Below are 23,757 nucleotides of genomic sequence, written 5' to 3'. Positions count from 1 at the left end.
GAGAGGGCCATTGCATCAGCAATGGAAGGGCGAACTCATGATCTGCGACATCGACTACCGCTACCGCCGAGCCCTCGAGCCCGATGGTCTAACGACATACGATACTGCGATCCGCGCGCTCAACGAGGCGATCGAAGATGCTCGCCTTGCCGGAAGATCGGCCGCGGATTGTCCAGCGGTGCTCCTACTTACGCGGCATCTCTCCCGGATCGCAGAAGGGGTGCGAACCCGCCAAGATACCGAGGATGCAGACCTACGACGGCAGTGCATCGACAAGCTTGCAGACTTGAAGCGATCGCCCGCGATCGTGGCGCTGGTACGACGCGGCATCGACTACCGGCAAGAGGAGCTTCGCCACTATCGCCGCGAAGGATCGCGGACCCTCCGCATGATCGCGTTCGAACTCGGCATGGCGCACAACGACTATCGCCTCGGATACACGACGCCGCAGGAATCGCTTGCCGGAGATCACACGCTGGAAGCGAGAGGGTTGTATATCCGCATTTCCCCTGAGCGCTTCGGCGAACCAGGTGTAGCTTGGCGAAACCCGCACTGGAAACCGCCCGGAGCCACGATGCGCAAGGCCCCGATCACGGTGCTGCAAGACATTCCGGCCCTCGCGAAACGGATCGCAAGCGAACTGAAACTCCCGGCGCCGGCGCAAGCCGGCCTCATCTGAAGGAAACCGATATGGGATGGCTTTCAATGACCCGAATGGGGATGGGTGCCTACGACACGCCGAAGGCCTATCTGGATGCTCAGCTGACTTACGAACATCCGGCGGCGGATGAGACGCCCTTTCGCGCGCTCAGGGTGCTCAAGAGCGTTTATTCAGGATCAGCCTATTACGCCGCCGCCGAGCGCTACGATGAACATGACGAGACGATCGACATCACAGCGGTCGTGTGTCTCGTTCGCTGGAATCCTCGCGCTGCCGACGGGTATATATTCGCCTACAAGGACCTCGACGAAACATGTGGGCCCGTCGAAACGGCCTGCCCGAAAAGTGTTCTGGAGCTCCTGACACCGACAAGCCATCCTTGGGCGCTCGACTGGAGGCGACGATGCTACAGATTACTCGCTCTCAAGGGGCGGCGCCTCGGCGACGGTGACCTCATCCGGTTCCCCGCACCCATGCGCTTCAGCGACGGCAGCGAACATCGCGAGTTTCGATTTCGGCGGGGAGGGCAGAAGACCGTCCTGACGCTAACCGACGGTCGCGGCCGATTTAAGATCTCCCGCCTTCTCGAGCGCCGGTTCGAGATCGTCCGCGAACCGAAGGTCGCGAAGACTTTCTTCCCTGCCGCATGAACCGGATTTTCCATGATGGAATGCGAAAGTCTCGATCCCAGACGCCGCCAGCTATGCGGAAGAAACAACGCCGAAAGGCTGGCGCTCCGGCTTTCGGAAGCCACCGGCGAGGATCACGCCGTCGTGCGCACCGAGTGCCCGCTGCAGCCGCTGCGCGTCATGCCGTCGCATGGCCATGATCCGGCAACATTCGAGCTGCAGGTGATCCTGCTCTGACTACTCGCCGACTTGGCCGCCGAGGGCCGGATCCAGGAACCACGAAGCGCCCTGCTCGAACTCGCCACCACGCGCCGGTACAGGTCCATCCGGCTCGGCCGAGACGTAAGGATTGATCTGCACGAGCGGCAGCGTCCCTGAACGGAAGAGACCGGCAGAAACCTCGCAGCGCGCCTTGAGCAGGTCGATCAGCCATTCCAGATCGTCCAGCATCTGCAAGACACCGCGACCGGCAACCGTGTAATACAGACAACGCTGATAATCGTCGCACTCGCAAGAAAGAACCTGGGCGAGCTTGCGCTTGGCTCCGCGCTGGCCTTCGTGAAGGGCCTCAAGAGTCTCGAAAAGCTCTCGGGCCGAATGATACGCGTCGAACGCTTCGACGCCGATCGACGCATTCGCCAGCGACCGGCGGGCAACGCGGTTCATCTCGTCGAGCGACGCATCGCGAAGCGCAATATCCAGATCGAACCGACCAACCGCGAATGCCTTGTTCATCACGCAAAACTCCTCTATGCGATGAACATAGAGTGAACAAAGAGGCGCGTCAACTGGTCTAGATCATGTGGCTCATACCCAAAGATACCAGCGGCATGACGAACCGCGTCGCTATCAGCGACGGGCTGAAAGCGGCGCTGGTGCGATGGTATATCGGCAAAGGCGACGAGGCGGATCACCGAGCCTCGGTCTCGCTCGTCGTGACCTCACGCGAAAACGGTAAATGGCTAGCCTGCGACTGTCTGGCGGAAGATCGATCGCCGCCGCTCATGAGCCCCGCTTATCTCAGCTTCCAGGAAACCTATTATCTCCGCCGCCTGACCGCTCGTCCGAGCCACAGCCCCAGGTGCCCGTTCTACATGCCGCAAGCGCCACAACGTATCCGCGAAACCGGCCGCGACACACTCTACGAGATCGAGCAGCCCAAGGGACTGTTCAACGCGCACCAGAAAGCGCCAGAGAAGCTCGCCCAGAAACCTGATGAAAGCGAGCCAGACGACCGATCCCGCGGCGTCGCCATCCCCAGGCTCGGCAAACTCCTTTGGCTTTTGCTCGAACGCGCGCGATCAAACGTATTGCGCGAGCTTCCGCCAGAGGGTCCGCGCGACGGCTCGATAAGCGCAGAGATGAGGCGCTTGCGCGAGGTGGCCGGACAGTTCGAAATCGCCCCGGGCATCAAGCTCGCTCATCATTTTTACACGAACGCGATCGAGTACGAGAAATGCAAGGTCCATGCGAGGCTGCGCGAGGCCGAAGACGACTGGCCGGAAGAATACGCGCCGCAGGCCTTCCTCCTTCTTGAAGCGAGCGAGGTGACAAGCAGCGAGATCGTGACCGGGCTCGGCACAGTGCAGATCCGAAATCGCATACAGCACACCGGAATCATTCGAGCCGAAGTCCAGCCCCCTTTCCTAGTTCTCGCCGTCGTCGGTGAACACAGCAAGCGTGAGGGCTACCGAGCTTTGCGGGCCTATGCGCAGCCCGTATTCACCGGCAACCAGTTCGTACCGGCAGAACGAGACCACGATCGGGATATCCTGCTGGAACTCCAGAAAGCGCAATACAGCCTACGGCGTCACGGCATCCGCATGGCGGTCAAGAAAATCCTCTTTGATATCGAGACCGAACACGGTTCAGCCAGACCTGACTTCCTTGTGGCGGTGAAAGACCAGGCGTCGCAGCGACAGATTACCTTCGCCCTGCAGATCCTCCAGTCTGCCGATAGCGGCTATCTCGAACTGCGCAGCATAGAACACGAGCGCCTTCTCGAGATAGGCCCGGTCGTAGCGTTGCCCTTGGATGAGATCACAGTACAGATCATCGCCGAACGCGCGAGACAGATCATAAGCTGAAAGGGGGAGGGGGAAGGATTTGAGCGAACAATCAGGAGGTTTCGCTCATGTCAGTATTCCCCGCCACGCCACGACCGGTAAATTCGCCCTGGGGGGCGATCCAGCAGGCCGATCAGCTCGCACCGGGCATCTGGTCCGTAATGACGGCCAGCCACGGCGGCCTTCTCCTCTCGGATGCGCGACAGGACGCAATGCCCGATGTGCTCCGTCTCGATGAGAACGCCTACGAGGAAGACGCCGACTGGTGTCTGGTCTACCTGGCTTTCGAAGGAGAACTTGCACAGCAGAAAACCTGCACTGCAGGCTTCCTGCAGCTCGCGCGGGACACCGCCCGGTGTTGGCACTCAGACCGGTTCACGGCGCATACCAGCGAAACCGTCGCGCCCAATGAATCGCATATCCTGCGTACTCGTGCAGCATACCAAGCCGCCATAGGCGAGTTCTGCACGACCAGCGCGTGGGGCGATTGGGCCGATTGGGTCCCGCAGGGTAAGACCGGCGTCATCGCTCGCCGGCTCACGTCGGTAAATCACCTCGGGCGCCCAACGTACGCCGACGATGAGGTTTGCGCGTTGATCGACAAGGATGCTTACGCCCAGCGCGGCGAGGTCACCATGCTCGCCTCGATACCGCATGAAATTATCGATCCGCCCGCCGAGCTTCGGTCGAAGAGAGTGGCATGACCACGCAGGTTAACGACATCGCCATCGACGACGCCGTCGCCTCGGCTCTGTCCGATGGCACACACGTCGTTTACAGCCTTTCGGGCGGGAAGGATTCCAGCGCGGCCGCCTTTGTTGTCGATGCCTACCTCGACCGGATCGGACATCCGCGCGATCGGCGCCATGCAATCCATGCGGATCTCGGCATGATCGAATGGCCATCCACATCAGGCTTCGTCGAAACAATCGCGACGATGCTCGCGGTCGACCTATCCGTCGTGAGGCGCAAGGCCGGCGGGCTTGTTCAGCGATGGGAACAGCGCTGGAAGAGTTCGCTCCGCCGATACGAGAACCTCGAGACGTACCAGCTCGTGCCGCCATTTTCCTCCGCACGCCTGCGCTTCTGTACGGGTGAGACCAAGGTGCAACCGATCGGCGCAAATCTCAGGAAGAGGTTTGCCGGGGAAACCGTCATTTCTGTGGTCGGCATTCGCCGCGAGGAAAGCATCGTCCGGTCCAAGGCCCCGATCAGCAAGCCTGATACCCGCTTTGCGCCTATCGGAAACCGGGCAGGGACGACCATGCTGACGTGGCATCCGATAGTCGAATGGTCGGCGCGCGACGTGTTCGCCTATCACGCCACGCGCCGCATCCCGCTGCACGAGGCCTACGGCCGCGGAGCGGACCGATTGAGCTGCAGCTACTGCGTGCTCGCAGGACTCAACAACCTCGCCGTCTCGTCGACATGCGAGGGAAACCACCCGGCCTATCGCGCCATCGTCGGGATCGAGGCCAAATCCGGATTCTCGTTCCAACCGGGGCGCTGGCTAGCCGACGTCAGCCCACAGCTCCTCGACGCGCAGGGAACGGCTGCGATCAGGAAAGCCAAATTGATGGCGGAACGCCGCCGTACAATCGAGAGCGAATTACCCAACGACCTCCGGTTCATGAAGGGGTGGCCACCGCGCGTTCCCACGCTCGACGAAGCACACACCATTCACCGCGTGCGGAGGGAAATGACCACCACGCACAACCTCGTAAACCACTGGCCCGACGCGCTGACGATCCGCGAGCGATTTGCCGAGCTTCACGCCGCCAAGGCGGCTTGATCGACCACCGACGAAGAAATTCGGGCAACGCCCGCGCCATCGCTTCAGGCCATCTCGGGCAAAGAGGAGGGGGAGAGGAAGACGGGAATCAGTCCGACAAGGAGGAACCCGATGAAATACGAACCCATTCGCGCGAGCGTGAGCCCCGAGACGATCGGAAAGGTAACGCGTCTGTTCAACGGCTCGCTAAGCGACATCCTGAACGAACTCCTGCAGAACGCTCGCCGGGCCGGCGCGAGCGTCGTCAACGTCACCACGACGCCTCAAAAGAACGGTTTGCGAATTACCCTCGACGACAATGGTTGCGGGATTGACGATCCGGTACGCGTTCTCGCCTTGGGAGCATCGCGATGGGACGCCGCCGTCGCCAACGGCGAAGACCCCGCAGGAATGGGCGTGTTCAGCCTGGCCGGTAAGGCAACGGTGATCGAATCCCGACCTAGCTCGTCGAGCGATGCCTGGCGGATCGAAATCGCGCCCGCTGCCTGGACGGGAGACGTCGATATCGTTGTCGACCGCTCCAACAGGACCACGGGAACCTCAGTCTCATTCGTTGTCCCCGGCGTTGACGAAGGCACAGCCGAAAACGCCCTTCGGGAAGCCGTGCAATTCTTCCCGGTGCCCGTCTGCTTTCATGGCAAGGAAATGCCCAAGAAGGATTTCCTCTGCGGAGCGATCCATGTCGAAGACTGGCGCGGAAGTCGTATCGGCGTCTTCCAAGGCCGAACTTATCACCGGGCACCGACGGTGAACTTCCACGGCGTCGCTGTCTTCGCGCGGCTTTTCGAAATACCGCAGATCGGCAAGCAAGAAATGCACGCCCGGATCGACATCGGGCATACGCCCGAACTGCAGCTCGTTCTCCCGGCACGCAAAGAATTCGTGGAGAACGCCGGGTTGGACGCGTTAAAAGTCGCCTGCGAGGCCGCCTGCTACCGCGCGATCGCGGCCCAGACGTCGCACAGCCTCAGCTTCGAACGCTACCGCAGAGCCGCCGAGCTCGGCATCAACCTCGCGGAGGCCGAGGCCGTTCTCAATGCGTGGGAACCGGACATTGCCGACAACGAAAGCGGCAGCGAGGCCGGGCAGCGCCGGACGATCACCAGTGAGGAATTCCTGATGGACGCCCAAGAAGCGCATTTCGGACAAATCATTGCCCGCGCGCTGCACGGCACTCCAATCCGCGCCAAACTGGTCGATCGTAACACCGCCTTCGAAGGGTATAGCTGGTATGACGAGCTGCGCGAGCTCAGCGATCCGACCTTCATCGTGCACGCCGATGGTACGATCCACACGGTCGACGCGATCGCCGCCGATCCGCCCCTCCCCGCGATCAGCGCCGCGCAGGAAATCCACCTCGAATACGCGATCAAGGAGCAAGGCTGCAGCACCGCTCAGCGCGAACGGGTGAAAGCCGACATCGTTCTCACCTTCCCGGACGGTTGCTGCTCCGACGGGATCGAGGACGTTACCATCGCCTACGTGTCATCGGATAGCCTTCAGCCCGATGGCCTCGTGGACCTCCTAGACAACGCGTGCTTCTCAGCCTGGAACGATTCCGACGCCGACAGCTGGGACACACAGCACGACCGGTTCCTCCGGGACGCACGAGAGCTCGCATACCGCATCCTGGTCGGCGAGAACGCCGCCATCGCATCCCAATTCCGCGACGCGGTGGCGCGCATCATGTGGACTCTGCCCAAGGGTAAAAGCGTAACGATCGGCTTTACGCACGACAGCCCGATCGATGTGGCCGTTTCCGATCTGGAGCAGGCGACGTGAAGCCATCAAGCGTTCTTTGCTATGGTATCGGCGTAGACAGCACCGCCCTGCTGATCGAGCTGGCAAATCGCGAGGCCCCCGATCTCGTCCTCACCGCGGACACCGGCGCGGAGAAAATCGAGATCTACGCCTTCCAAGAAATCATGGGCGCTGGATGGCGGAGCGCTCCATCGCGTACGAAGTCGTGCGCTACGAGGCCAAGCGCTCCAAGAACTGGCCGCCATATCGCGACCTCACGGAATTGCTCTTAACCAACGGGTGCCCCCCATCGATCGCCTTCGAGCGGCACAGTTGCAGTCTCGAATACAAGGCCGCCCCGCAGGAAGCCTTCAACAAGCCCTGGCAACCAGCCATCGACGCCTGGGCGGAAGGCGCCAAGGTTGTGCGCTACATCGGTTACGATGCGTCACCGCGTGACGGACAACGAAACCCGACGAGGTCCGCGCACTATCCGCTGAATGGCTGCGCACGATCGTTCTGATCGGGGCGCGCGGCGCCGCGGCTCAAGACGGTAGAGGGATTATAGCGGAAGTCGACAAAGACGCGGCCCGGACGAATGACCGATTTCATCCACGGCGAAGCGCTCCTCGAAGAGGCCGAGATTAATCGCATCATCGAGAGCGCCCCGTCCGACCTGGTCGCCTTCCAGGAGCGCGCCGCGCAGCAACCCGTCGAAGCTCGCGAACCGATGTCGACCTGGCTCGAGCGGTTCCACGCACAGGAGATCCACCATGCCTGACATGCTTGTTCAACCCCCACCTTCGACGACTGAAAGGATCGCCACTCTAAACGACCGCGCCCGGCTCGGGCTCGATTGTACCGCGCGAATTATCTTCACGCTCAATCTGCTCGACAGCCTCAGCGACGGAACCCGCCGCAACGACATCCTCGCACAGGCGCGCATCATGAAGGCCATGCGCGACTGCACCTTTTCAGACGATTCACCCGAGAGGGACATGGCCTGGTTCGAGGTCGACGGAGTGAAGGTGATGATGAAAATCGACTACTACGACGCCGCGTTCGAGTACGGTTCGGAAGATCCGGCGAACGCGGCAGAGACACGGCGAGCGATTACGCTCATGAAACCCGAGGACTACTGAGTCATGACGATCAGGACAGCGGACGATTCAACCCATGCGAGCGTTGAGAGCGCGCTGCGCCATCTGCGTGCGGGCCGAACCAAACTCCGCCAAACGAACTGCCCACGCGTCCTCGAAAAAGTGCGAAACGCCATCAAAAGTATCGAAAGGGCAAGGCGCAACTGCGACCACCGCCGTGCGAGGACGCAAGCATGAGCCGCCATCAGCTTCATCTGCGAGACGGCGTGCCCGCGACATCCGCATGGATAGGCTGGGATCGTCCTTTGCGTACCTTCTTCGCACAGGTCTTCGCCACTGACCCGAAGGACGAGGATGAAGAGGTTCCGATCCTGTGGGAAGGAACCGTCGAGGCCGAACTGCCGCGGCCCATCGATGCGATCAGGCTGCTCGAGCCCTACTGCGACATTCCCGCCGAGACCGCCGCCAGTCTCGAGATCGACAGAATGAAGACGCTCGCGAAAACCGACGGGCCCAATCAAGTCGAAGCGAGGGCTTTCCTCGCTCGTCTCGAAGCCCGCGACAAGCGCGACTTGGCCTAACAACCACCACAAGTCGGTGACGCACCCGCCCTAGGGTCCGGGTGCGGATTGCGCGCGTTCGCGCGCTGCCGGGCTGCGCCCGGGGGGAAGGAGGGATGAAGGAAGGTGGTCCGGACAAGGGGTTCGGGCAAAAGCATCAGGAGAACTTCCCATGAACATCGGTACCCTCAAAGCCAATGCGGACGGCGTTCACATCGGTCGCATCGTCACCATGGCATTCGCTGCCACCATCGCCCTGCGCGAGTTCGTCTCGACCAACGAGCGCGCCCCCGCCTTCGACGTCATGGCGCTGTCGGCCGACCGCCGCAGCTGGGTGAAGGTCGGCGCGCTGTGGGAATACTCGTCGAACGACACCGGTGAGGTGTTCCTCTCGGGCCGGGTCGACGATCCCTCGCTCGACAAGCCGATCGACGTCGCCATGTTCCGCCAGGAAGACGGCGCCTACAACGTCGCCTGGCGCCGCCCGCAGCGCAAGCGCACGCTCCCCGGCATGGCCAGCGAAGGCGAGGAGGCGCTGCCGCCGCTGAACGCGACCGCGACCGGCAGCGAGCCCGAGCAGCCCGGTTCCACCGTCGGCGGCGACGGCCTGGGCGAGAGCACCGCTCCCTCGCCGAAGGCGAAGACCAAGGCGAAGGAGACCGCCGACGCCTGACCAACAGCGTCCCCCGGGCCGGTGCGACTCCTCCCGCACAGGCCAACTGCGAAGGCCCGTCCGCGCGACCCCGCGGGCGGGCCTTTTTACTGCGGCCAGCTCCTGCGCGCCTCTGAGCGGTGCAGGAGCCGCTTCAAACGGAGGACGCTGGAATCCGCCAGGAGTCGAAATGCTCTATCTGAGTGCCGACCCGACCACAGCGATGGTCGAGAGCCAGCCCAGTCTAGACCCGTTCAAACCTGTCACGCTCATCTCCTACGTACTGCGCAATGCCAGAGTTTTCGATACACGTGATCCGAACACACACGCCCAGTACGATATCACCCCTGATTTGCTCGCTACCAATTGGTACACACACGTAGTGGAGCAGACCCAAGCCCCGACCTGGGATCTGGCAGATACCCTTGCTGCCGACGGTTTTCATGGAGCGTCCTATGCATCCATGCACAATGACCTCGAGAATGTCGCACTATGGGCCTGGAACCTGAATAGCGAGGCCATACTACGCGTAATCGATCAGGACCGCCGCCTTCCGAAAAACGACAAATCGTGGCGCTGAAAACCGTTATCCAATTGTAGCAGACAGTCGATCGGGCTTCGGGCCAAACTGAGCGGCCCTCGCGCACCGCCCCTGCGCCGCGAACTGCGTTCTGGATGCTCCCATGTCAGCGTATAGCCCCCGGCTTCCCGGCACGATCATAGCGTCCGATGGGCAGGGGCACTCACATGGTCACTTCCGCGAGAAACGCCCGGAGACGATGATCCTGCGACCGGCTCCAGAGGAGTAGCGGTTCGAACCGGATATCACGGCCTTGTGGCCGAATTCACTGGTTAGCCGAAATCAGCGTGGCTGGCGCGATCTCGCTAAAGTCGCGAGCAAGGTCCTACGGGCCAAGCGACCATGCCGGTCGTCGTCGATACTCGGATCGGTCCCATTGCTCCCTGCGCGGTCCGTCCGCCGCCTAGTGCCCCTGCCCCTCCGATCGGGATTAAGGCCAACCTGAAAATGCGAGCCGTGTTGCTCGCTTCGCGAGCTGCCCGCACCACCTCGATTTTCGAGGTTTCCCGCGCACGAGTGCGCGGTGACCCATCCCTCCTTCCGGGGCTCGTTGAGGGCACCGGCGGACGGTCCGCCGGGACCAATGGAGGATTACGAAATGAACAACATCAATCTGGTGGGCCGCTTGGCGAAGGACCCCATCGCCCGCGACAGCGCCAAGACCAAGGTCACCGAGCTGCTGCTCGTCACCGAACGTCCCGTCATCCGCGACGGCCGCGTCCAGAAGGATCCGGAAACCGGCTACACCAAGACGGACGCCGAGTTTCACAAGATCACCGTCTTCAACGGCATGGGTCTTCCGCTCCGCGAGCACAAGTCGAAGGGCGACCAGCTCGCTGTCTCCGGCCGCCTGCACTACTCGCGCTGGCAGGATGCCGACGGCAACGATCGCTACGGCTGCGAGATCATCGCCGAAAACGTCGAGTTCATCTGACCGACCAGGGGGGCGGCGCGAAAGCGCCGCCCTTTCACCATCTATCGCAGGAGAATGGCCATGAAGGACTTCGGTCTCTTTGCCGAGCGCGACGCCGCACATGCGCAACGCAAGCTCAACAACTTCACCCGCTTCGCAGAACGTCGCGAACAGCTTCTGGAAACCATCGATCTCGATGCACTCGATCGCAACACCGCGTTCGACATTCTCGAGACCGACGAGGATCTTGCCGAAACGCTCGCATTCGGCCCGATCTATGTTCACCATCTCGCGACGCTTGAAGCACAACGTGCCGAGATCGCCGCAACGCTTCCGCGCGCAGCCTGAAAGGAGATCTCGCCATGCAAGTTATCGCGATCGACAATTTCGGCCGCGACCACATCAGCGACCGCGTCGTCTCGACCGGCCTGAGTGCAAGGGCCGCCGAAGAGAAAGCTCAGAGCATGAACCAGCTTCACAGTGGGCCGCATTCCGCCCGCTACTACGTCGTGAAGCCGGACGATTATGTCCCCTATGTGTGGGAGCCCTGACGGCGCTCTACGAGCGGCCGTATATGTTGCAAACCAGCTGTGCCGGGGCGGGGGCCAGAGCCGCCCGCGCCGTACAACGCAGGTTGTTGAAGCGTCGGTCCTTCCGCATTCTGTTGAATTGACCGAGGGTTGTTGTTGAAGAACTCCGAGAGATCCGCTTCTTCGCCATAGATTTACCCCAACGAAAACCCAGTGGCCGCCCACAGATCAAGTTCGCGCTGCAGCGGTTCCAGCATTACCGAACCAAAAGGATCATACGCTTTTTCCAAGGTACTGGTCCCACTCTTCGCGGCTTCTCACCTCATGCGATCATAGCCTGGGAGGACGCGCGCTCAGTGGCGCTCCCTGCAATTACATAGCCGAGACTGTTTAAGTGCCTTGGACGTTCCATGATCGTCGTCAGGATAGTGAGACTCTTGCGCAGGTGACACTATAATAGTTGCCGCCTCCCGTCCTCCGGCCGGGACCGCGCTCTATTGCGCTAGCTTCCTTGCGGCCTTGGCTTCGCTGGGGCTCGCCGCGTCATCAAGCTCCACCGAGACCCTGCGGGTCTCGGCCCATCCGGGTCACGATCGCATGGCGGGACAGCCGCGCACCGCGCTATCGCGCTGCGGCCAGAAGAGCGGGGCAGAATGCATCGGCTCGTCCTGCGGCCCGCATGGCCTCGAAGGCTAACTGGCGTCCAACAGACTTCCGCGCTCCAAAGAGGGCGATGCGGCCTACGGTCGGGCCTCCATTTTATGATTCCACACCGCGGGCTCTCGGTCCCGCCGCTCGCGTCCGAAGCGGCCGCGCGAGGGCAACGACCCCTGGCGTTGCCGCGCGCGCGAGACGCCCCGGCCTGTCTGCCGCAGCTCCTGCGGGAGCCCGATATTCTCAAGCAAAGGGGAGGGGGAGGGTGTGTTTGATTGCATCCTCGTGTGATGGGGTCCGAAGGATACTTGCGGCAAGGATCCGGTCAAGGATCCGCGGTTCCCCCAATTTTTTCCCCGCATTTGTCTGCTTTCAGCAGACGGGAAAAAATCGGCTCCCCCACGGCCCGTAGGCGTTAACCGGGGTCCGGCACTGACGTGCCGGCTTCCCGGTCAACGTCCCTGACCTCGCTTGTCCGCTGCGCACCATTGGACCCCGTCATCACAAGATGACGGACACAAAACCAATGGAGGCTTACAATGCAAAAGTTCAACAATTTCGCCGATCTCGCGAACGCCCGCATGGAACTGGCAGACACCCGTTCCGATGTTACCACCGCGTATGATGGCGCCTTCCTCGAGCAGAGCGACATGGCGAAGCTGAGCGTCGTCGAAGAGCCGATGGCCGCCGAGATGCCCGATCCGGACATGGCCCGGGCTGCGGTAGAACTGGCGATCGGCACCGTGTTCGACGTCCTGAAGGACACCCGCATGGAGGAATTCGCCCAGCAGCTCGCCTGGGGGATGGTCAATTCCTTCCACATGACAGCCCGCCTGGTCGAAGGACGTGAGGACGATGCCGCGAAGAAGCTGGGAGAGATGGCTCGCCACTTCGATCCTTCCGAAATCTACGCGGTCGAGCTCGAAGAGACGCAAATGCTGGTGCAGACCCTTCAGGGATGCCGCGAAGCGCTCGAGGCGATGCGGGATCACGCTTCGGACTTATACCGGGTCGAGACCGGACGTCCGTTCACCGCCACCCGCGGATCGCAGGTCAGCAAGAACGGCGTGACCGCCTCGCAGATCCAGGCACGCGACTTCCTCGCCGCACGGGCCAAGGACCGCAGGGCGCAGTTCCAGCCCGAAGGGCCGCTGGTCGTGGTGTCGGGCGGTATGAAGGAATGGCACGACTACGAGATGATCTGGGACATCCTCGACGACATCAAGTCGCGCGTGCCCAACATGGTCCTCGGAACGACCGGAATGCGCAAGGGTGTCGACGCGATGGCCAACGCATGGGCACAGAAGAACGGCGTGCAGACGATCCTCTTCATGCCTGACCGACGCCACGGCAACCGCGCTCCGTTCCTCCGCAACGAGAACATGGTCAAGCTGAGCCCGGTCGAAGCAGTCGTGGGCGAAGGCTCCGGCATCCAGTCGAACCTGGCACAGCGACTGCGGCAGGCAGGCGTGCCGGTTCACGTCCGCCGCATCGCCGATCAGCGGCCGCAAACGCAGCGGGTCGGCGCGTCCACCTTCGGGTGAGCGCCTCTCGGGAGGCTCCGGCGGAAGCCGGGGCCTCCCTTCCTTTTCTGTCTCAGCAGAACGGGCTCGGGTGGCATCGAGCCCCCGTCGCCCGTGTGGGCGCATCACAGGACCCCGGCGATCACTTGCTCGCTGGCGACTATTCAGTCGCCTGCGCATAGCGCGGTCCGCCTTGGCCGAACCGGCATGGCTGCCTTGCCCGGATTTAGATGTTTCTGGAGCCTTCGCGGTCAGGCCAGTCGACTGCGGGTAAATGGCGGTGGCATTCAACATGGCTTGCGCTGGCAACTTCCGACCTCGTTGCAGTCACAGCCATTTCCGAATGAAATCGCCGTAATCGGTCGTGATCGAGTTGTCGGCAGGCTCATGGGCAATACCAACGTGTTCTCGGGTTAGATCGTTGGGGGACCACGTGTTTACGGCTTTGCGACACTCGGTTATCTGCAATCCATGAGCGATTGTGGGTGCGGACCAACCGAAGCCGAAACGAAAGAGCAGCGCCGTGCCTTGTGGATCGCATTGATCTTGAACGGCATCATGTTCGTCGTCGAAGCCACGACGGGCATTATCGCCCAGTCGACTGGCCTGATCGCAGACGGCTTGGACATGCTGACGGACGCAAGCGCATACGCGATTGCATTGGCAGCAATTGGGCGAAGCGCAAACTTCAAAGCCAAAGCCGCAACACTGAGCGGTAGCTTGCTCATGCTCGTCGGCATCGGAGTTCTTGCGGATGTCGTCCGACGTGCGATTGTCGGGTCAACTCCCGAAGGCAGTTGGATGATCGCTGTCGCGCTGGTCGCGCTTCTCGTGAACATCATTGTTCTTCGCCTATTGAGTAAGCAGCGACGGGACGAGGTCCATATCCGCGCGGCATGGATTTTTACGCGCGCGGACATCGTAGCCAACTCTGCTGTCATTGCTTCAGGCGTTGCGGTTCTGCTTACCAGTATCGGCTATTTCGACCTCTTCGTGGGCGCAGCGATAGGGTTGTATGTTGTCAAGGAAGCTCTGGAAATTCTTCGCGATGCGAAGAAAGCTCGGTTAGAGAGCAAGTTAGGATAGTCTTTCGCTCAACGGCGGTTTTCCGGAACGTCGTTTTCAAAAGCTGCCATTCTGCTCCCCACCCAATTTTCCGACATGGAGGTGTCGCCTGCCGAGGCGAGTCATGTCAGTGCCACCGCCACGTAAAGACAGGCCGCTGCGGATATCGTCGCCCTCCTCGGGTATCAAACCCTCGCGTTCGAACGGCTGACCACGACCGCATCGCTCCGGCTCGCTGACGAACATACGTTCGCCTGCGCTTCGCCATCACAATCCTCCTGAGACAGCGGTCACTTGCCGGAGCAGGTTGTCGCCTAGCCGAATGCCGACGGCTCTGCGCAACCGGCAAGCTCATCCGACAATGCCAGGGCAGCGCATCAAAGGGGAGAGGGAAGGAGGGAGACGAGCCATCATAGGAGGCAAGGATGCTCGTCACATTCCGCATCGAAGACACGCGCACCCAGCTTCATTCGACGCCCGCCGAAATTTCGGCGCTCGAACTCGCCGCGCTGACACGGCGGCTTCATGCAAGCGATATCGCACTGGACGTCGATGCGAACGAATTCGGAGCTGCGCCGCTCAACTTCGAGATCAACGCGAACTCACTTTCGATGGCCGCTTTCACGGCCTGCTTCGACCACCGCGCCGAGATCATCGCGATTGTCGAGGAGGCGCAATTTCTCGGGCGAACGCTGCGCGTCCGGCACCTCGGCCGTCTCGCTCCGATCACGATCGAGGTCTCCGAGCATATCGCTCTCGCGCGCGATCTGATGATGGGACCAGACCTCGCGGGAAAGGTGCTGTTCGCGCTCGGCCGGGACAATGCGGATGCCGGCGAACTCACGCTCGATAGCCTGCGGACCCTGTTGCAGAACCATCGCACCTACGACGCGTTCCGCGGCGCAAAGATCATGCCGATCTACGACAGCCTGGCATACCTCGCATTCACGAATTGCGGCGAACAACGTCCTGTTCTGGCGTGGGCCTCATGAACGCGGTCGCAAAGCCTCGCCCCAAGCTAAAGATGCGGTGCCCAAACTGCGGTTCGGAATCGATTTGCAAGGACGCGTGGGCCGCCTGGGACGAGACCAATCAGCGACGGGAGCTGGGCGGCGTCCACGATCGTGAAACCTGAATCGAATGCGAGCACGAAGGGGATGACCACTTCGACAGGATCGACATCGAAACCGGCGCGATCATGGGATCAGAACCCGACGAAGGCTTGACCGAAAACTGCGTTTCGGGCGAACGACATGTCATGCAGCCGCATCCCGTCACCGGCGTTCCACATTGCGTGCAGTGTTGCCCGATCGAACAGAGTGCAGCCTCTCGCGAAATCCCATCGACCAGCGACTAGCCTCCCCGCTGGAACGATGCCTGGGGAAGGGTGCCCGGCCACGCGCCGCGGCACCCTTTTCTCATGCAAGCCAATCGGAGCACTGGCGCATCCCGGCAGCGCCTCGAACATGCGGTGCAGAGATAATCTAAGCCTCCCGCCGATGGCCCGTCCGCCACCATCGCCATGAGCACTCCGGCCATGCACGGGTCAAACGAAAATGGACCGACCGTGAAGGTGCTGCGCACCTTCCGCACCACTCGATCAATTTTCGTTTCCCCTCCGCTTCGCTCCGGTGACCCGCGCACCGCCGGAGCGCTGATTCATGGCATGGCGGACGAGCCGCCAACGACAGGAGGCTACCCATGTGCTACACCACGGAAACATTCGAAGCTGACACCGCCACGACGCGCCAGATCAACACCGATACAATCGCACTCGATGAGAAGACTCTGCAAGCGGAGCGGCGCTCTTACCACTCCTTCTTCGACGTCCATGTCGTCCAGACGGAGGAAGGTTACATCCTGATAGAAGAAGGCGATTACGGCGAGCTCCCGATGCACCTCATCGACGACATAGTCTACACCGCAACCGGCAAGATGGACGACCAATACTGACGGGTATGGGCGGCCGCCGAGACCTCTCGGACGCCGCCCATCAGGACGCCTGCTTCTGACCCGCAGGCTCCATCTTTTCGAGCGCCTCTATCGCGCTCTTCGGCTTCACGCTGACGGCCAGCTCCAACAGTCTCACGGACCGTTCGTGCCCGACCTTGCGGACCAGTCGCGCAAGCTCCTTTCCGGCCTCTTCCTTCTCCATCTGCGCGAGCCTTTTCTTGCGCTCGGCAATGTCCTGTTCGGCCGCTTCCAACGCCGCCCGTTCGCGTTCCACTTTCGACACCATTTTCAACTCCATTTCCGGAATGATCGAGGTGGAATCTGATGGCCGATCCTGACTGCAATTTCGAGATGTTTTTTTGCGATCTGCTCTCGCTCTTTTATCGTTTCGGGAAGGAGGGTTTCGGGCCATCCTTCGCGGACTGCGCCGCTCAGGACCGCGCTCTATTGCGCTAGGTTCCTCACTGCCCTGGCTTCGCTAGGGCCGTCTCGTCATCAAGCTCCACCGAGCCGGGCGATGCCTGTCTCGGCCCTGCGGGTCACGATCGACGTGGACCTGTCGGTCCACTCTTGTCCGCCCTGGCAGTATCGAGGATCAGCCCTGCGGACCAAGCGTGAGGTTCATTCCGGCTAGAAAGCCGGCACCTCCAGCTGGATGACCAGCTCCTCTACGACTCCCCCAAGACCAGCAGACCAAGAGAAGAACCGCCAAGTCCCTGATTTATGCACACCGAACACGGCTGCGCCGTAGCTCTTTTCGGGACAAAATAGGCTTTGGAACAGCCACTTAGTTCAGAATGGCGCTCCCGAAACATATTTCGGCGAAGGACGAAAGAAGCGATATGATCGGAATATGCCGGTACATCAGCGCGTTAGCGCCGAAATATCTTTCGTCCGCAAACGCGCTTCCCTTTCCGTTTCGGCGGATATATAAAGGGCTTGCGATAGAGAAACCATGCACAACTCGGAAAGAGTTTGCATGGCCAGTACCTACAAAGGCATCGGCGTAGGGTTCTCCCCCGATGCTCTCGAAGCCCTCGACGCCTACGCGGCCGCACAAGGCATAACGCGTGCCGAGGTAATACGCACCTCCGTCAATATCGGCCTGCCGATGCTCAAGCTGGGTATCGCACTCAATGGCCAGCGTGCGCTCACCATCCTCGAGCACACCCAGCTTGCGCTCTCCCTCCTGGTCGAAAGACAGTATCCGGAGGACAGTGACGAGCTGATCCGTGCGGCCATGCGCAACGTGCGAGAGCACCATGCGTAAAGACATCAGGTACAACAAGCAGGCGATCACTCTGACGCACGCTTCTGCGCGGGGAAAAGTGAAGCGGAACGCGGGCAATTTCACGCGCGGATCGCAGCTGTTCCATCACGAGATCCTGATGACCTGGGCGGGGATCAGAATCCCGCTCTACACATGGATCGGAACCACCGCCCTCCTGCTCTTCGTGCTGGGCTACTTCACGTTCAAGAATCACGAAATCCACCTCGTCCTGATGAAGCTTCTTTCCTCGGTCTGGGGATGGATGTCGCTGGATCCGATGAAGGCGATCAACCTGACGCTTCCTTCCGGCCAGGTGGTGCAGGGGACGATGTCGATGGTGCCCTACCATCCCGCCGTCGAAGCCGCGTGGTCGCGGGCTATCCAAGTGACCGTATCTTCGATGCTCGGCGCGGCCTTCATCTGCGTCCCGCTGACCATCTGGTTCATCGACTTTTCGCGCAAGCGCGGATCGGACATCCTGACCGAGCGCCACGAACGCGGCGCCGTCCTGGTCGAGCGTTCGATCCTCAAGCAATCCATCCTCGCCCACAACTGGCGCGAGCATCAGAAAGAATGCCTCTCGCGCACCCCGCCGGAAGATCCCAACGCTGTTCTGAAAGAGCCGCTCAAAGACTTAATCCGACGCGGCCTTCACCACCCCTACAGGCTTGCCGGACTGCCCTATCCGTGGCGCCTCGAACAAAGCCATGCGATGTTCGTCGGCACGACCGGCGCCGGTAAGACCACAGAGCTCAAGAAGATCGTCAAGCAGGCGCGCGAACGCGGCCATCGCTGTGTAATCTTCGACCTCACAGGAACCTTCGTCGAGAGCTTCTACAACGAGGACACCGACGTGATCCTCAACCCGATGGACAAGCGCTGCAAACCCTGGTCCATTTTCAACGATTGCAGCAACTACGCCGAGTTCATGAGCGCGGCCACAGCGCTCGTTCCCAGCGGGCAATCGGTCGAGGACGATTTCTGGCAGAAGTCAGCCCGCACACTCATGGTCGAGATGTGCGTCAAGATGCTCAAGATGGGCGTCCGCTCGAATGGGGGTCTCGCCTACTTCCTGATGATGTCGGACCTCAAGACGATCCATGCCCAGCTCGAGGGCACGATTGCCGGACCGATGATGTCCCCATCCGCCGCGAAGATGGCGGAATCGATCCGGACCACCTTCATCGCCAACGCCAACGCCTTCCGCTTTTTGCCCGAACCCAAGCCGGGCGAAGAGGGCTTCTCGATCAAGCGATGGATGAGCGAGGACGTTAGGGAAGGCTCGATCCTTTTCATCACCTCCACCCACCCCGATCTCGTACTCAATCGGCCGCTGCTGACGCTGTGGATGGACCTTGCCGTCAATGCCCTGTTCCAAATGAGGCGGAGCCGGAATCTGCGCACATGGTTCCTCATCGACGAGGTCCATGCGCTCCACCGCCTTCCCGCAATCGATCACGGCCTGCAGACCGCCCGCGCGTTCGGCGGTGCGTTCGTCCTCGGCATGCATTCCTTCGACAAGCTGGAAGAGACCTACGGCGAGCATGGCGCGACCAATCTCGCTTCGCTTGCCGGCACCAAGCTGATCCTCAAGACTGCCGATCCGGAAACCTCCCGGCGATGCTCCGAATTCATCGGCAACCGCAAGGTTCGGCTGATGGATGAAGCCTATTCCTACGGGTACAACAACAGCCGCGACGCATCCACCATCACGCCGCGCTCGGATGTCGAAGAGCTCGTGATGCCGGACGACATCAGCAATCTGGAAAGCCTGACCGGCTTCATCAAATTCCCCGACGGCTTCCCGGCGTCACGCATCCGGCTCACCTGGAACGATTATCCCGAACGCGCCGAAGGCTTCTGCCGCGTCACCGACATGCGCGCTGCCGAATACGTGCCGACCGAAGAGGAAGCCGCGGAAATGGGTGTCGGGGGGCGCGAGGGGGAGGGGCCGGACAACGTGCCGAAGGACACGCGCGACGGGGTTGATGTCGTCCTCAGCCAGGCGGAGATCGAAGCCGAGAAGTTGCGCGAGGAGGTGGAGGGTTCGCTTGATCGTTCGGTGGAGCAAACCGCGGCCGAGTTGCAGCACAGGACCGCTGCCAAGGAAGTGGTCGACGGAACCAGCGACCAGCGCGATCACGACGACCTGTCGAAGTTCAAGCACACCGGCAAGCGCGACGATCGCGAACGGCAGCGCCTGGCCCAGCGGGACGTCGAAGAGCGCAACGCGTTCAATCGGAACGTCGTGGCGCAGACGCGCCAGATCGGAGGACGCGACGACGGCCAGGAAAGCATCCTCGAACGGGAGAACCGTCAAGGGTTCGGCCGTGAGACGGAAGAGCACCATGAGGTCTCCATCGAAGAGGACCAGGAGATGGGCCGGTGACCCTCTCTCCACCCATGCGCCGAAGCCTAAGCGACATGATCGCCGCGCTGCCCCATCAAGCTACGAAGACGCGGTTCCTCGACAATGAGGTGAGAGCCGGGATCGGCGGCGAGCAATTCGGCATAAGCGCCGACTGGCTCCTCCGCGGCCGAATGCTTCGAAGAGTAATCAGGCTCGGGAGCGTCTGATGCTGTCCGTCGCATCGGTTTCCTCCGCAGGCGGAGCAGCGAACTACTTCGCCAAGGACGACTACTATGTCGGCGATGGCCCTGCCGAGCTCAGCAAATGGAGCGGGAAGGGTGCCGAGGCGCTGGGCCTGAGCGGTCCCGTCACGAAGGAGGATTTCGAGAGGGTTCTCGATGGCAAGCTGCCCGACGGGACCATCGTCAACGGCAACGAGAACCGGAGAGCTGGGATCGACCTCACCTTCTCCATGCCGAAGTCCGCAAGCCTCATGGCGCAGCTCGGCGGAGACAAGCACGTCCTCACCGCGCAGGAGGCGGCGGTCAAGGCGACCATGACCTATCTCGAGAAGCATTTCGCCGAGGCGCGCGACTATTCGCGCAATCCGAATGGCGAAGCGGTTCAGACAGGGAAACTGCTGTATGCGCTCTTCCAGCACGACACGAGCCGCAAGCTCGATCCGCAGAACCACACCCATGCCGTCATCGCCGCGATCACCCAGGACAAGGCGGGCAACTGGAAGGCACTCTGGAACGGCGAGGTCTGGAAGAACAATTCCGTCCTGGGCTCGATCTACAATGCCGCGCTCCGAACGAACCTCGAGAAGCTTGGCTATCGGACCGAGCTTACCGGAAAACACGGACAGTTCGAGATCCAAGGCGTCTCGCGTGAGGTGATCGAAGCCTTCAGTCAACGTAGACTGGACATACTCGCGACAGCCGAAAAGCTCGGCCGACGCGCGAACGAGACCGAATTCCTGCGAGGCGTCACCAAGAACACCCGGGATCCGAAGCTCAATCCTGATGACAAACAGGCGCTTCGCCAGGAATGGGCGAAGCGCGCCGAGGGACTGGGGTTCGATGCCAAGGCGATGGTCGAACAGGCGCGCGCCCGCACCGACAACGGACGCGAGGGACCGCTGGGAACGGCCGAACGCGTCCGCGCCGTAATCGCCTCGGTCCAGGAGACCGCGCGGCTCTACACGCGTCCCGCCGACGAACTGACCACGAACGGCCTGCAGCGCATGGGTCTGACCCCGACGCAGCTGCGCACCGAACTCGTAACGGCATCCGCTGTTCGCGTGATCGGCGAGCGCGAGACGTCGTGGACGCGAGGCGAACTGGTGAAGGCCGCGCTCGACCTCGGCGTCAGGGGAGTGACAGTCGAAGGCGTCGAAGCGCGAATGGAAGCGCTGGTCGACAAGGGCCAGATGCTGCCAGGCAAGAGCGCCCGGCTCGATGGGGCGATCGAGAAATACACCACCCCCGAACACGTGGCGATAGAGCGGGCGACCCTTGCCAACGTGGCTGCGGGGAAGGACGCGGGTCCAGGCATGATAGAGGCTGGCGGGGCCCCGGAGCGGTTGCGCGCGGTGTCGGGCGAGTACGATCTCAACGCCGAGCAGATCGCTGCCGGCACGCTGGCCTTGTCGAGCGACGACCGCACCGTCGTCATTCAGGGCGTGGCCGGAGCCGGCAAGACGACCCTCATCTCCGCGATCGCTAGCGTTGCGCGCGAGGAGGGCAGGGACGTGATCGGCCTCGCCTTCGCGAACAAGATGGTCAATGACCTGCGCAACGAGACCGAGATACGCACGGCGAACGGCGAGGCGGTGAAGGAGGGCATCGAAGCTAAGACCGTCTCCTCGTTCGTGAACCAGCATCTGCGCGGTGCGCTTCATGGCAGCGGACCAACCTTCGAAGCATCGCGCGCTGCGCTCGAGGGCAAGATCCTCGTGCTCGACGAAGCGTCGCTGGTCGCGAACAAGCCGATGAACGACCTCCTCACCATCGCCAATCGCCTGGGTGTCGAGAAGCTGGTGATGATCGGCGACAAGGCGCAGCTGCAGCCAATCGAAGCGGGCAAGAGCTTCTCGCTGATCCAGGCGGACGGTCCCGCGCTGGCCCGGCTCGACACGAGCCTACGTCAGCGCACCGAGCACATGAAGGAAGCCTCGGGCCTCGCCCGCGCGGGCAGGTTCCGCGAGAGCTTCGCCTCGCTCGGCGACAAGGTGGTCGAGGCGGGCAAGGACCATCTGCAGGTCGCGGCGAAGACCTGGCTCGATCTACCTCCGGAGGCCCGCGAGCGGACCGCGATCTATTCCTCCGGTCGCGACGCACGCGCATCGCTCAACCGGATGGTGCAGGACGGGCTGCGCGCCGAAGGGTCGATCAAGGGCGAGGGGTTGACGCTCGATACGCTCAGGCCGGCCCATGCGGCCCGCGAAGAGCTTCGCTACGCAGCAACCTACGCCAAGGGTCAGCTGCTCGAGGTGATGCGCCAGAATGCCCCTGGAGGGCTTTCTCGCGGCAGATACGATGTCGAAGGCCTGGACGCGAAGGGCAGGGTGCTCCTCCGCGACGAAAACGGCAAGCTGAAGCGCTTCGACCCGTCGCGCATCGACCCGGCCGACAAACGCGACGCACTGCGTCTGTCCGAGAAGACCAAGGAAACCATCCACGAGGGCGACAAGGTCCGCTGGACCGAGAAGGACGACGCCCGCAAGTTGATGAAGTCAGAGGAAGCGAGGATCCTCGGCGTCAAGGGCGGCGTCGTCATGGTCGAGAACCGTCACGGGGAAACGGTCGAACTCAAGCAGAACGACAAAATGCTCGAGCGCATGGGCCTCGCCTACGCGATCAACATGCACCAGGCGCAGGGTGACACTCGCGACATGGCGATCGGCGAGATGCATTCGTCGGCGCGCCATCTCTCGAACCAGCGCCTCGCACTGGTGATGATGACCCGCGTGCGCGACGACATCACGATCGTCACCAACGATCGGGACCAGCTGCTCGCCCAGATCGGCCGCAACCCCGGCGACAAGACCAGCGCGCTCGAGACGCTTGGCGAGAAGCGGATCGCGGATGCCCGCATCGATCGCGCAGCCCCCGACTTCAATCCGAAGATCCCCGAACACCTGAAGGTCGGAGAAGCAAGCGCGGATCGCCTGCCCTCGGTCGACAAAGAGAGCCTGCGCGCGGTGCCGCAGATCGACCTTCCCGAACGCAACATCGAACGTGCCCGATAGGAGACCGGCAATGGACAAGACCCAGCATGACCTGATCGCCAACGCCCCGCAGAAGGACAGTCTAAACTCCGTTCTTGAGCAACAGCCGACGCTTTCCAACGTCGTGAAGCAGGCGGGACTGCAGGAACTCGCCGAATTGGTGGAGGGGGACAATTTCGTGGCGTGCGATCTGGATCTGCGCGGGGTCCAGGGATGCGCCGACATGCGCGAAATGGTCGCGAACCAGCAGATGGTAGCCGAATGCGTCGCAATAGGTCTCGCCATCCTCATCGCGGTGATCGTCGGATCGATCGCCGTGATCTTCGTCAATCTCGCAACCAAGTTCGCAGCGCCGCTCGGAATGAACCGCGTGTTCGCGCTCTTGCCGCGCCGCCTGAACGAATTTTGGCGGGAGAAGACGACATGATCGACACGCTCCTGAACGGAGTGCAGGCCACCTGCGTCTTCTCGCTGGAGAGCGGCCCAC

General features: G+C 61.9%; 27 protein-coding genes. 24 read left to right on the top strand and 3 right to left on the bottom strand.

The genetic code is table 11. The features are described 5' to 3' along the window. Positions 1-37: 37 nt before the first annotated feature. Genes CP97_RS15680 through CP97_RS15670 form a run of 3 tightly spaced genes read left to right on the top strand, consistent with a single transcriptional unit; the run spans position 38 to position 1,527 of the window. A complete protein-coding gene (locus CP97_RS15680) occupies positions 38-679 on the top strand; it encodes a hypothetical protein (protein WP_063612707.1) in 642 nt (213 codons plus the stop codon). Positions 680-690: 11 nt separating this feature from the next. Continuing rightward, positions 691-1,311, top strand: a complete 621-nt coding sequence (locus CP97_RS15675) for a DUF6927 domain-containing protein (protein ID WP_063612706.1) — start codon at positions 691-693, stop codon at positions 1,309-1,311. Between the two features lie 12 nt (positions 1,312-1,323). Continuing rightward, positions 1,324-1,527, top strand: a complete 204-nt coding sequence (locus tag CP97_RS15670) for a hypothetical protein (protein ID WP_063612705.1) — start codon at positions 1,324-1,326, stop codon at positions 1,525-1,527. Here CP97_RS15670 and CP97_RS15665 read toward each other — a convergent pair whose 3' ends face one another. Beyond that, positions 1,528-2,025: a hypothetical protein gene (locus CP97_RS15665; protein ID WP_063612704.1), complete on the bottom strand. Its 498-nt coding sequence runs from the start codon at positions 2,023-2,025 to the stop codon at positions 1,528-1,530. A 95-nt stretch (positions 2,026-2,120) separates the two neighbouring features. On the opposite strand from CP97_RS15665, the gene CP97_RS15660 reads away from it, so the two are divergent. From CP97_RS15660 to CP97_RS15595, 15 genes are all read left to right on the top strand, one after another. Further along, positions 2,121-3,377, top strand: coding sequence for a hypothetical protein (locus tag CP97_RS15660; protein WP_149036584.1), 1,257 nt, complete (start codon positions 2,121-2,123; stop codon positions 3,375-3,377). Positions 3,378-3,424: 47 nt separating this feature from the next. Further along, positions 3,425-4,060 carry a DUF7007 domain-containing protein gene (locus CP97_RS15655; RefSeq protein WP_063612702.1) on the top strand — a complete coding sequence of 212 codons (636 nt, stop codon included), beginning with the start codon at positions 3,425-3,427 and terminating at the stop codon, positions 4,058-4,060. Beyond that, a complete protein-coding gene (locus tag CP97_RS15650) occupies positions 4,057-5,148 on the top strand; it encodes a phosphoadenosine phosphosulfate reductase domain-containing protein (RefSeq protein WP_063612701.1) in 1,092 nt (363 codons plus the stop codon). The genes CP97_RS15655 and CP97_RS15650 overlap by 4 nt, the downstream gene beginning before the upstream one ends. Before the next feature lie 111 nt (positions 5,149-5,259). Further along, positions 5,260-6,930, top strand: coding sequence for an ATP-binding protein (locus CP97_RS15645; protein ID WP_063612700.1), 1,671 nt, complete (start codon positions 5,260-5,262; stop codon positions 6,928-6,930). Positions 6,931-7,084: 154 nt separating this feature from the next. Further along, positions 7,085-7,411, top strand: a complete 327-nt coding sequence (locus CP97_RS16560) for a hypothetical protein (protein WP_227819750.1) — start codon at positions 7,085-7,087, stop codon at positions 7,409-7,411. 75 nt (positions 7,412-7,486) lie between these two features. After that, positions 7,487-7,669: a hypothetical protein gene (locus tag CP97_RS16555; protein ID WP_227819749.1), complete on the top strand. Its 183-nt coding sequence runs from the start codon at positions 7,487-7,489 to the stop codon at positions 7,667-7,669. Next, positions 7,662-8,030, top strand: coding sequence for a DUF3768 domain-containing protein (locus CP97_RS15635; RefSeq protein WP_149036583.1), 369 nt, complete (start codon positions 7,662-7,664; stop codon positions 8,028-8,030). The genes CP97_RS16555 and CP97_RS15635 overlap by 8 nt, the downstream gene beginning before the upstream one ends. A 191-nt stretch (positions 8,031-8,221) precedes the next feature. Next, the gene (locus tag CP97_RS15630) at positions 8,222-8,569 is read left to right on the top strand and encodes a hypothetical protein (protein WP_063612698.1); all 348 of its coding nucleotides are present in this window, start codon (positions 8,222-8,224) and stop codon (positions 8,567-8,569) included. Positions 8,570-8,720: 151 nt separating this feature from the next. Next, positions 8,721-9,221 carry a DUF736 domain-containing protein gene (locus CP97_RS15625; RefSeq protein WP_063612697.1) on the top strand — a complete coding sequence of 167 codons (501 nt, stop codon included), beginning with the start codon at positions 8,721-8,723 and terminating at the stop codon, positions 9,219-9,221. A gap of 46 nt (positions 9,222-9,267) precedes the next feature. Next, the gene (locus CP97_RS15620) at positions 9,268-9,780 is read left to right on the top strand and encodes an RES family NAD+ phosphorylase (RefSeq protein WP_082863940.1); all 513 of its coding nucleotides are present in this window, start codon (positions 9,268-9,270) and stop codon (positions 9,778-9,780) included. 598 nt (positions 9,781-10,378) lie between these two features. Beyond that, positions 10,379-10,714: a single-stranded DNA-binding protein gene (locus CP97_RS15615; RefSeq protein ID WP_063612695.1), complete on the top strand. Its 336-nt coding sequence runs from the start codon at positions 10,379-10,381 to the stop codon at positions 10,712-10,714. 60 nt (positions 10,715-10,774) lie between these two features. Continuing rightward, positions 10,775-11,041, top strand: a complete 267-nt coding sequence (locus tag CP97_RS15610) for a hypothetical protein (protein ID WP_149036581.1) — start codon at positions 10,775-10,777, stop codon at positions 11,039-11,041. Between the two features lie 14 nt (positions 11,042-11,055). Continuing rightward, on the top strand, positions 11,056-11,244 hold the full coding sequence (locus tag CP97_RS15605; RefSeq protein ID WP_063612693.1) for a hypothetical protein: 189 nt from the start codon (positions 11,056-11,058) through the stop codon (positions 11,242-11,244). Between the two features lie 1,172 nt (positions 11,245-12,416). Next, positions 12,417-13,421: a DUF2493 domain-containing protein gene (locus CP97_RS15600; protein WP_063612692.1), complete on the top strand. Its 1,005-nt coding sequence runs from the start codon at positions 12,417-12,419 to the stop codon at positions 13,419-13,421. 450 nt (positions 13,422-13,871) lie between these two features. After that, on the top strand, positions 13,872-14,486 hold the full coding sequence (locus tag CP97_RS15595) for a cation diffusion facilitator family transporter (RefSeq protein WP_063612691.1): 615 nt from the start codon (positions 13,872-13,874) through the stop codon (positions 14,484-14,486). A 36-nt stretch (positions 14,487-14,522) separates the two neighbouring features. Here CP97_RS15595 and CP97_RS15590 read toward each other — a convergent pair whose 3' ends face one another. Then, positions 14,523-14,711 carry a hypothetical protein gene (locus CP97_RS15590; protein ID WP_063612690.1) on the bottom strand — a complete coding sequence of 63 codons (189 nt, stop codon included), beginning with the start codon at positions 14,709-14,711 and terminating at the stop codon, positions 14,523-14,525. A gap of 179 nt (positions 14,712-14,890) precedes the next feature. On the opposite strand from CP97_RS15590, the gene CP97_RS15585 reads away from it, so the two are divergent. After that, positions 14,891-15,457: a hypothetical protein gene (locus tag CP97_RS15585; protein WP_063612689.1), complete on the top strand. Its 567-nt coding sequence runs from the start codon at positions 14,891-14,893 to the stop codon at positions 15,455-15,457. Between the two features lie 709 nt (positions 15,458-16,166). After that, positions 16,167-16,418, top strand: a complete 252-nt coding sequence (locus tag CP97_RS15580; protein WP_202392059.1) for a hypothetical protein — start codon at positions 16,167-16,169, stop codon at positions 16,416-16,418. A 40-nt stretch (positions 16,419-16,458) separates the two neighbouring features. On the opposite strand, the gene CP97_RS15575 is transcribed toward CP97_RS15580, so the two are convergent. Next, positions 16,459-16,704 (bottom strand): hypothetical protein, encoded by a 246-nt coding sequence (locus CP97_RS15575; protein ID WP_149036580.1) that lies wholly within the window; start codon positions 16,702-16,704, stop codon positions 16,459-16,461. Positions 16,705-17,397: 693 nt separating this feature from the next. Between CP97_RS15575 and CP97_RS16225 the strand changes: the two genes are divergently transcribed. The 4 genes from CP97_RS16225 (at position 17,398) to CP97_RS15555 (ending at position 23,697) form a co-directional block, all read left to right on the top strand. Continuing rightward, complete coding sequence (locus CP97_RS16225) at positions 17,398-17,688, top strand: hypothetical protein (RefSeq protein WP_149036579.1); 291 nt, start codon at positions 17,398-17,400, stop codon at positions 17,686-17,688. Further along, on the top strand, positions 17,681-20,077 hold the full coding sequence (locus CP97_RS15565) for a type IV secretion system DNA-binding domain-containing protein (protein WP_063612686.1): 2,397 nt from the start codon (positions 17,681-17,683) through the stop codon (positions 20,075-20,077). Before CP97_RS16225 ends, CP97_RS15565 begins: the two co-directional genes overlap by 8 nt. A gap of 187 nt (positions 20,078-20,264) precedes the next feature. Then, the gene (mobF, locus tag CP97_RS15560) at positions 20,265-23,291 is read left to right on the top strand and encodes a MobF family relaxase (RefSeq protein WP_063612685.1); all 3,027 of its coding nucleotides are present in this window, start codon (positions 20,265-20,267) and stop codon (positions 23,289-23,291) included. Between the two features lie 10 nt (positions 23,292-23,301). Beyond that, a complete protein-coding gene (locus CP97_RS15555; protein ID WP_063612684.1) occupies positions 23,302-23,697 on the top strand; it encodes a hypothetical protein in 396 nt (131 codons plus the stop codon). Positions 23,698-23,757 lie beyond the last annotated feature (60 nt).

The organism is Aurantiacibacter atlanticus (assembly GCF_001077815.2).
Classification (GTDB): Bacteria; Pseudomonadota; Alphaproteobacteria; order Sphingomonadales; family Sphingomonadaceae; genus Alteraurantiacibacter; species Alteraurantiacibacter atlanticus.
This window is presented reverse-complemented; position numbering and strand designations above follow the sequence as displayed.

Bases quoted from the DNA above. Each gene is read 5' to 3' on its own strand.
- CP97_RS15660 (WP_149036584.1), top strand. From the start codon at position 2,121: ATGACGAACCGCGTCGCTATCAGCGACGGGCTGAAAGCGGCGCTGGTG.
- CP97_RS16225 (WP_149036579.1), top strand. From the start codon at position 17,398: ATGGCCAGTACCTACAAAGGCATCGGCGTAGGGTTCTCCCCCGATGCT.
- mobF (WP_063612685.1), top strand. From the start codon at position 20,265: ATGCTGTCCGTCGCATCGGTTTCCTCCGCAGGCGGAGCAGCGAACTAC.
- CP97_RS15615 (WP_063612695.1), top strand. From the start codon at position 10,379: ATGAACAACATCAATCTGGTGGGCCGCTTGGCGAAGGACCCCATCGCC.
- CP97_RS15665 (WP_063612704.1), bottom strand. From the start codon at position 2,025: ATGAACAAGGCATTCGCGGTTGGTCGGTTCGATCTGGATATTGCGCTT.
- CP97_RS15645 (WP_063612700.1), top strand. From the start codon at position 5,260: ATGAAATACGAACCCATTCGCGCGAGCGTGAGCCCCGAGACGATCGGA.
- CP97_RS15610 (WP_149036581.1), top strand. From the start codon at position 10,775: ATGAAGGACTTCGGTCTCTTTGCCGAGCGCGACGCCGCACATGCGCAA.
- CP97_RS16560 (WP_227819750.1), top strand. From the start codon at position 7,085: ATGGCGGAGCGCTCCATCGCGTACGAAGTCGTGCGCTACGAGGCCAAG.
- CP97_RS15655 (WP_063612702.1), top strand. From the start codon at position 3,425: ATGTCAGTATTCCCCGCCACGCCACGACCGGTAAATTCGCCCTGGGGG.
- CP97_RS15595 (WP_063612691.1), top strand. From the start codon at position 13,872: ATGAGCGATTGTGGGTGCGGACCAACCGAAGCCGAAACGAAAGAGCAG.
- CP97_RS15625 (WP_063612697.1), top strand. From the start codon at position 8,721: ATGAACATCGGTACCCTCAAAGCCAATGCGGACGGCGTTCACATCGGT.
- CP97_RS15675 (WP_063612706.1), top strand. From the start codon at position 691: ATGGGATGGCTTTCAATGACCCGAATGGGGATGGGTGCCTACGACACG.
- CP97_RS15680 (WP_063612707.1), top strand. From the start codon at position 38: ATGATCTGCGACATCGACTACCGCTACCGCCGAGCCCTCGAGCCCGAT.
- CP97_RS15580 (WP_202392059.1), top strand. From the start codon at position 16,167: ATGTGCTACACCACGGAAACATTCGAAGCTGACACCGCCACGACGCGC.
- CP97_RS15635 (WP_149036583.1), top strand. From the start codon at position 7,662: ATGCCTGACATGCTTGTTCAACCCCCACCTTCGACGACTGAAAGGATC.
- CP97_RS15590 (WP_063612690.1), bottom strand. From the start codon at position 14,711: ATGTTCGTCAGCGAGCCGGAGCGATGCGGTCGTGGTCAGCCGTTCGAA.
- CP97_RS15650 (WP_063612701.1), top strand. From the start codon at position 4,057: ATGACCACGCAGGTTAACGACATCGCCATCGACGACGCCGTCGCCTCG.
- CP97_RS15565 (WP_063612686.1), top strand. From the start codon at position 17,681: ATGCGTAAAGACATCAGGTACAACAAGCAGGCGATCACTCTGACGCAC.
- CP97_RS15575 (WP_149036580.1), bottom strand. From the start codon at position 16,704: ATGGTGTCGAAAGTGGAACGCGAACGGGCGGCGTTGGAAGCGGCCGAA.
- CP97_RS15555 (WP_063612684.1), top strand. From the start codon at position 23,302: ATGGACAAGACCCAGCATGACCTGATCGCCAACGCCCCGCAGAAGGAC.
- CP97_RS15670 (WP_063612705.1), top strand. From the start codon at position 1,324: ATGATGGAATGCGAAAGTCTCGATCCCAGACGCCGCCAGCTATGCGGA.
- CP97_RS15600 (WP_063612692.1), top strand. From the start codon at position 12,417: ATGCAAAAGTTCAACAATTTCGCCGATCTCGCGAACGCCCGCATGGAA.
- CP97_RS15585 (WP_063612689.1), top strand. From the start codon at position 14,891: ATGCTCGTCACATTCCGCATCGAAGACACGCGCACCCAGCTTCATTCG.
- CP97_RS15605 (WP_063612693.1), top strand. From the start codon at position 11,056: ATGCAAGTTATCGCGATCGACAATTTCGGCCGCGACCACATCAGCGAC.
- CP97_RS16555 (WP_227819749.1), top strand. From the start codon at position 7,487: ATGACCGATTTCATCCACGGCGAAGCGCTCCTCGAAGAGGCCGAGATT.
- CP97_RS15630 (WP_063612698.1), top strand. From the start codon at position 8,222: ATGAGCCGCCATCAGCTTCATCTGCGAGACGGCGTGCCCGCGACATCC.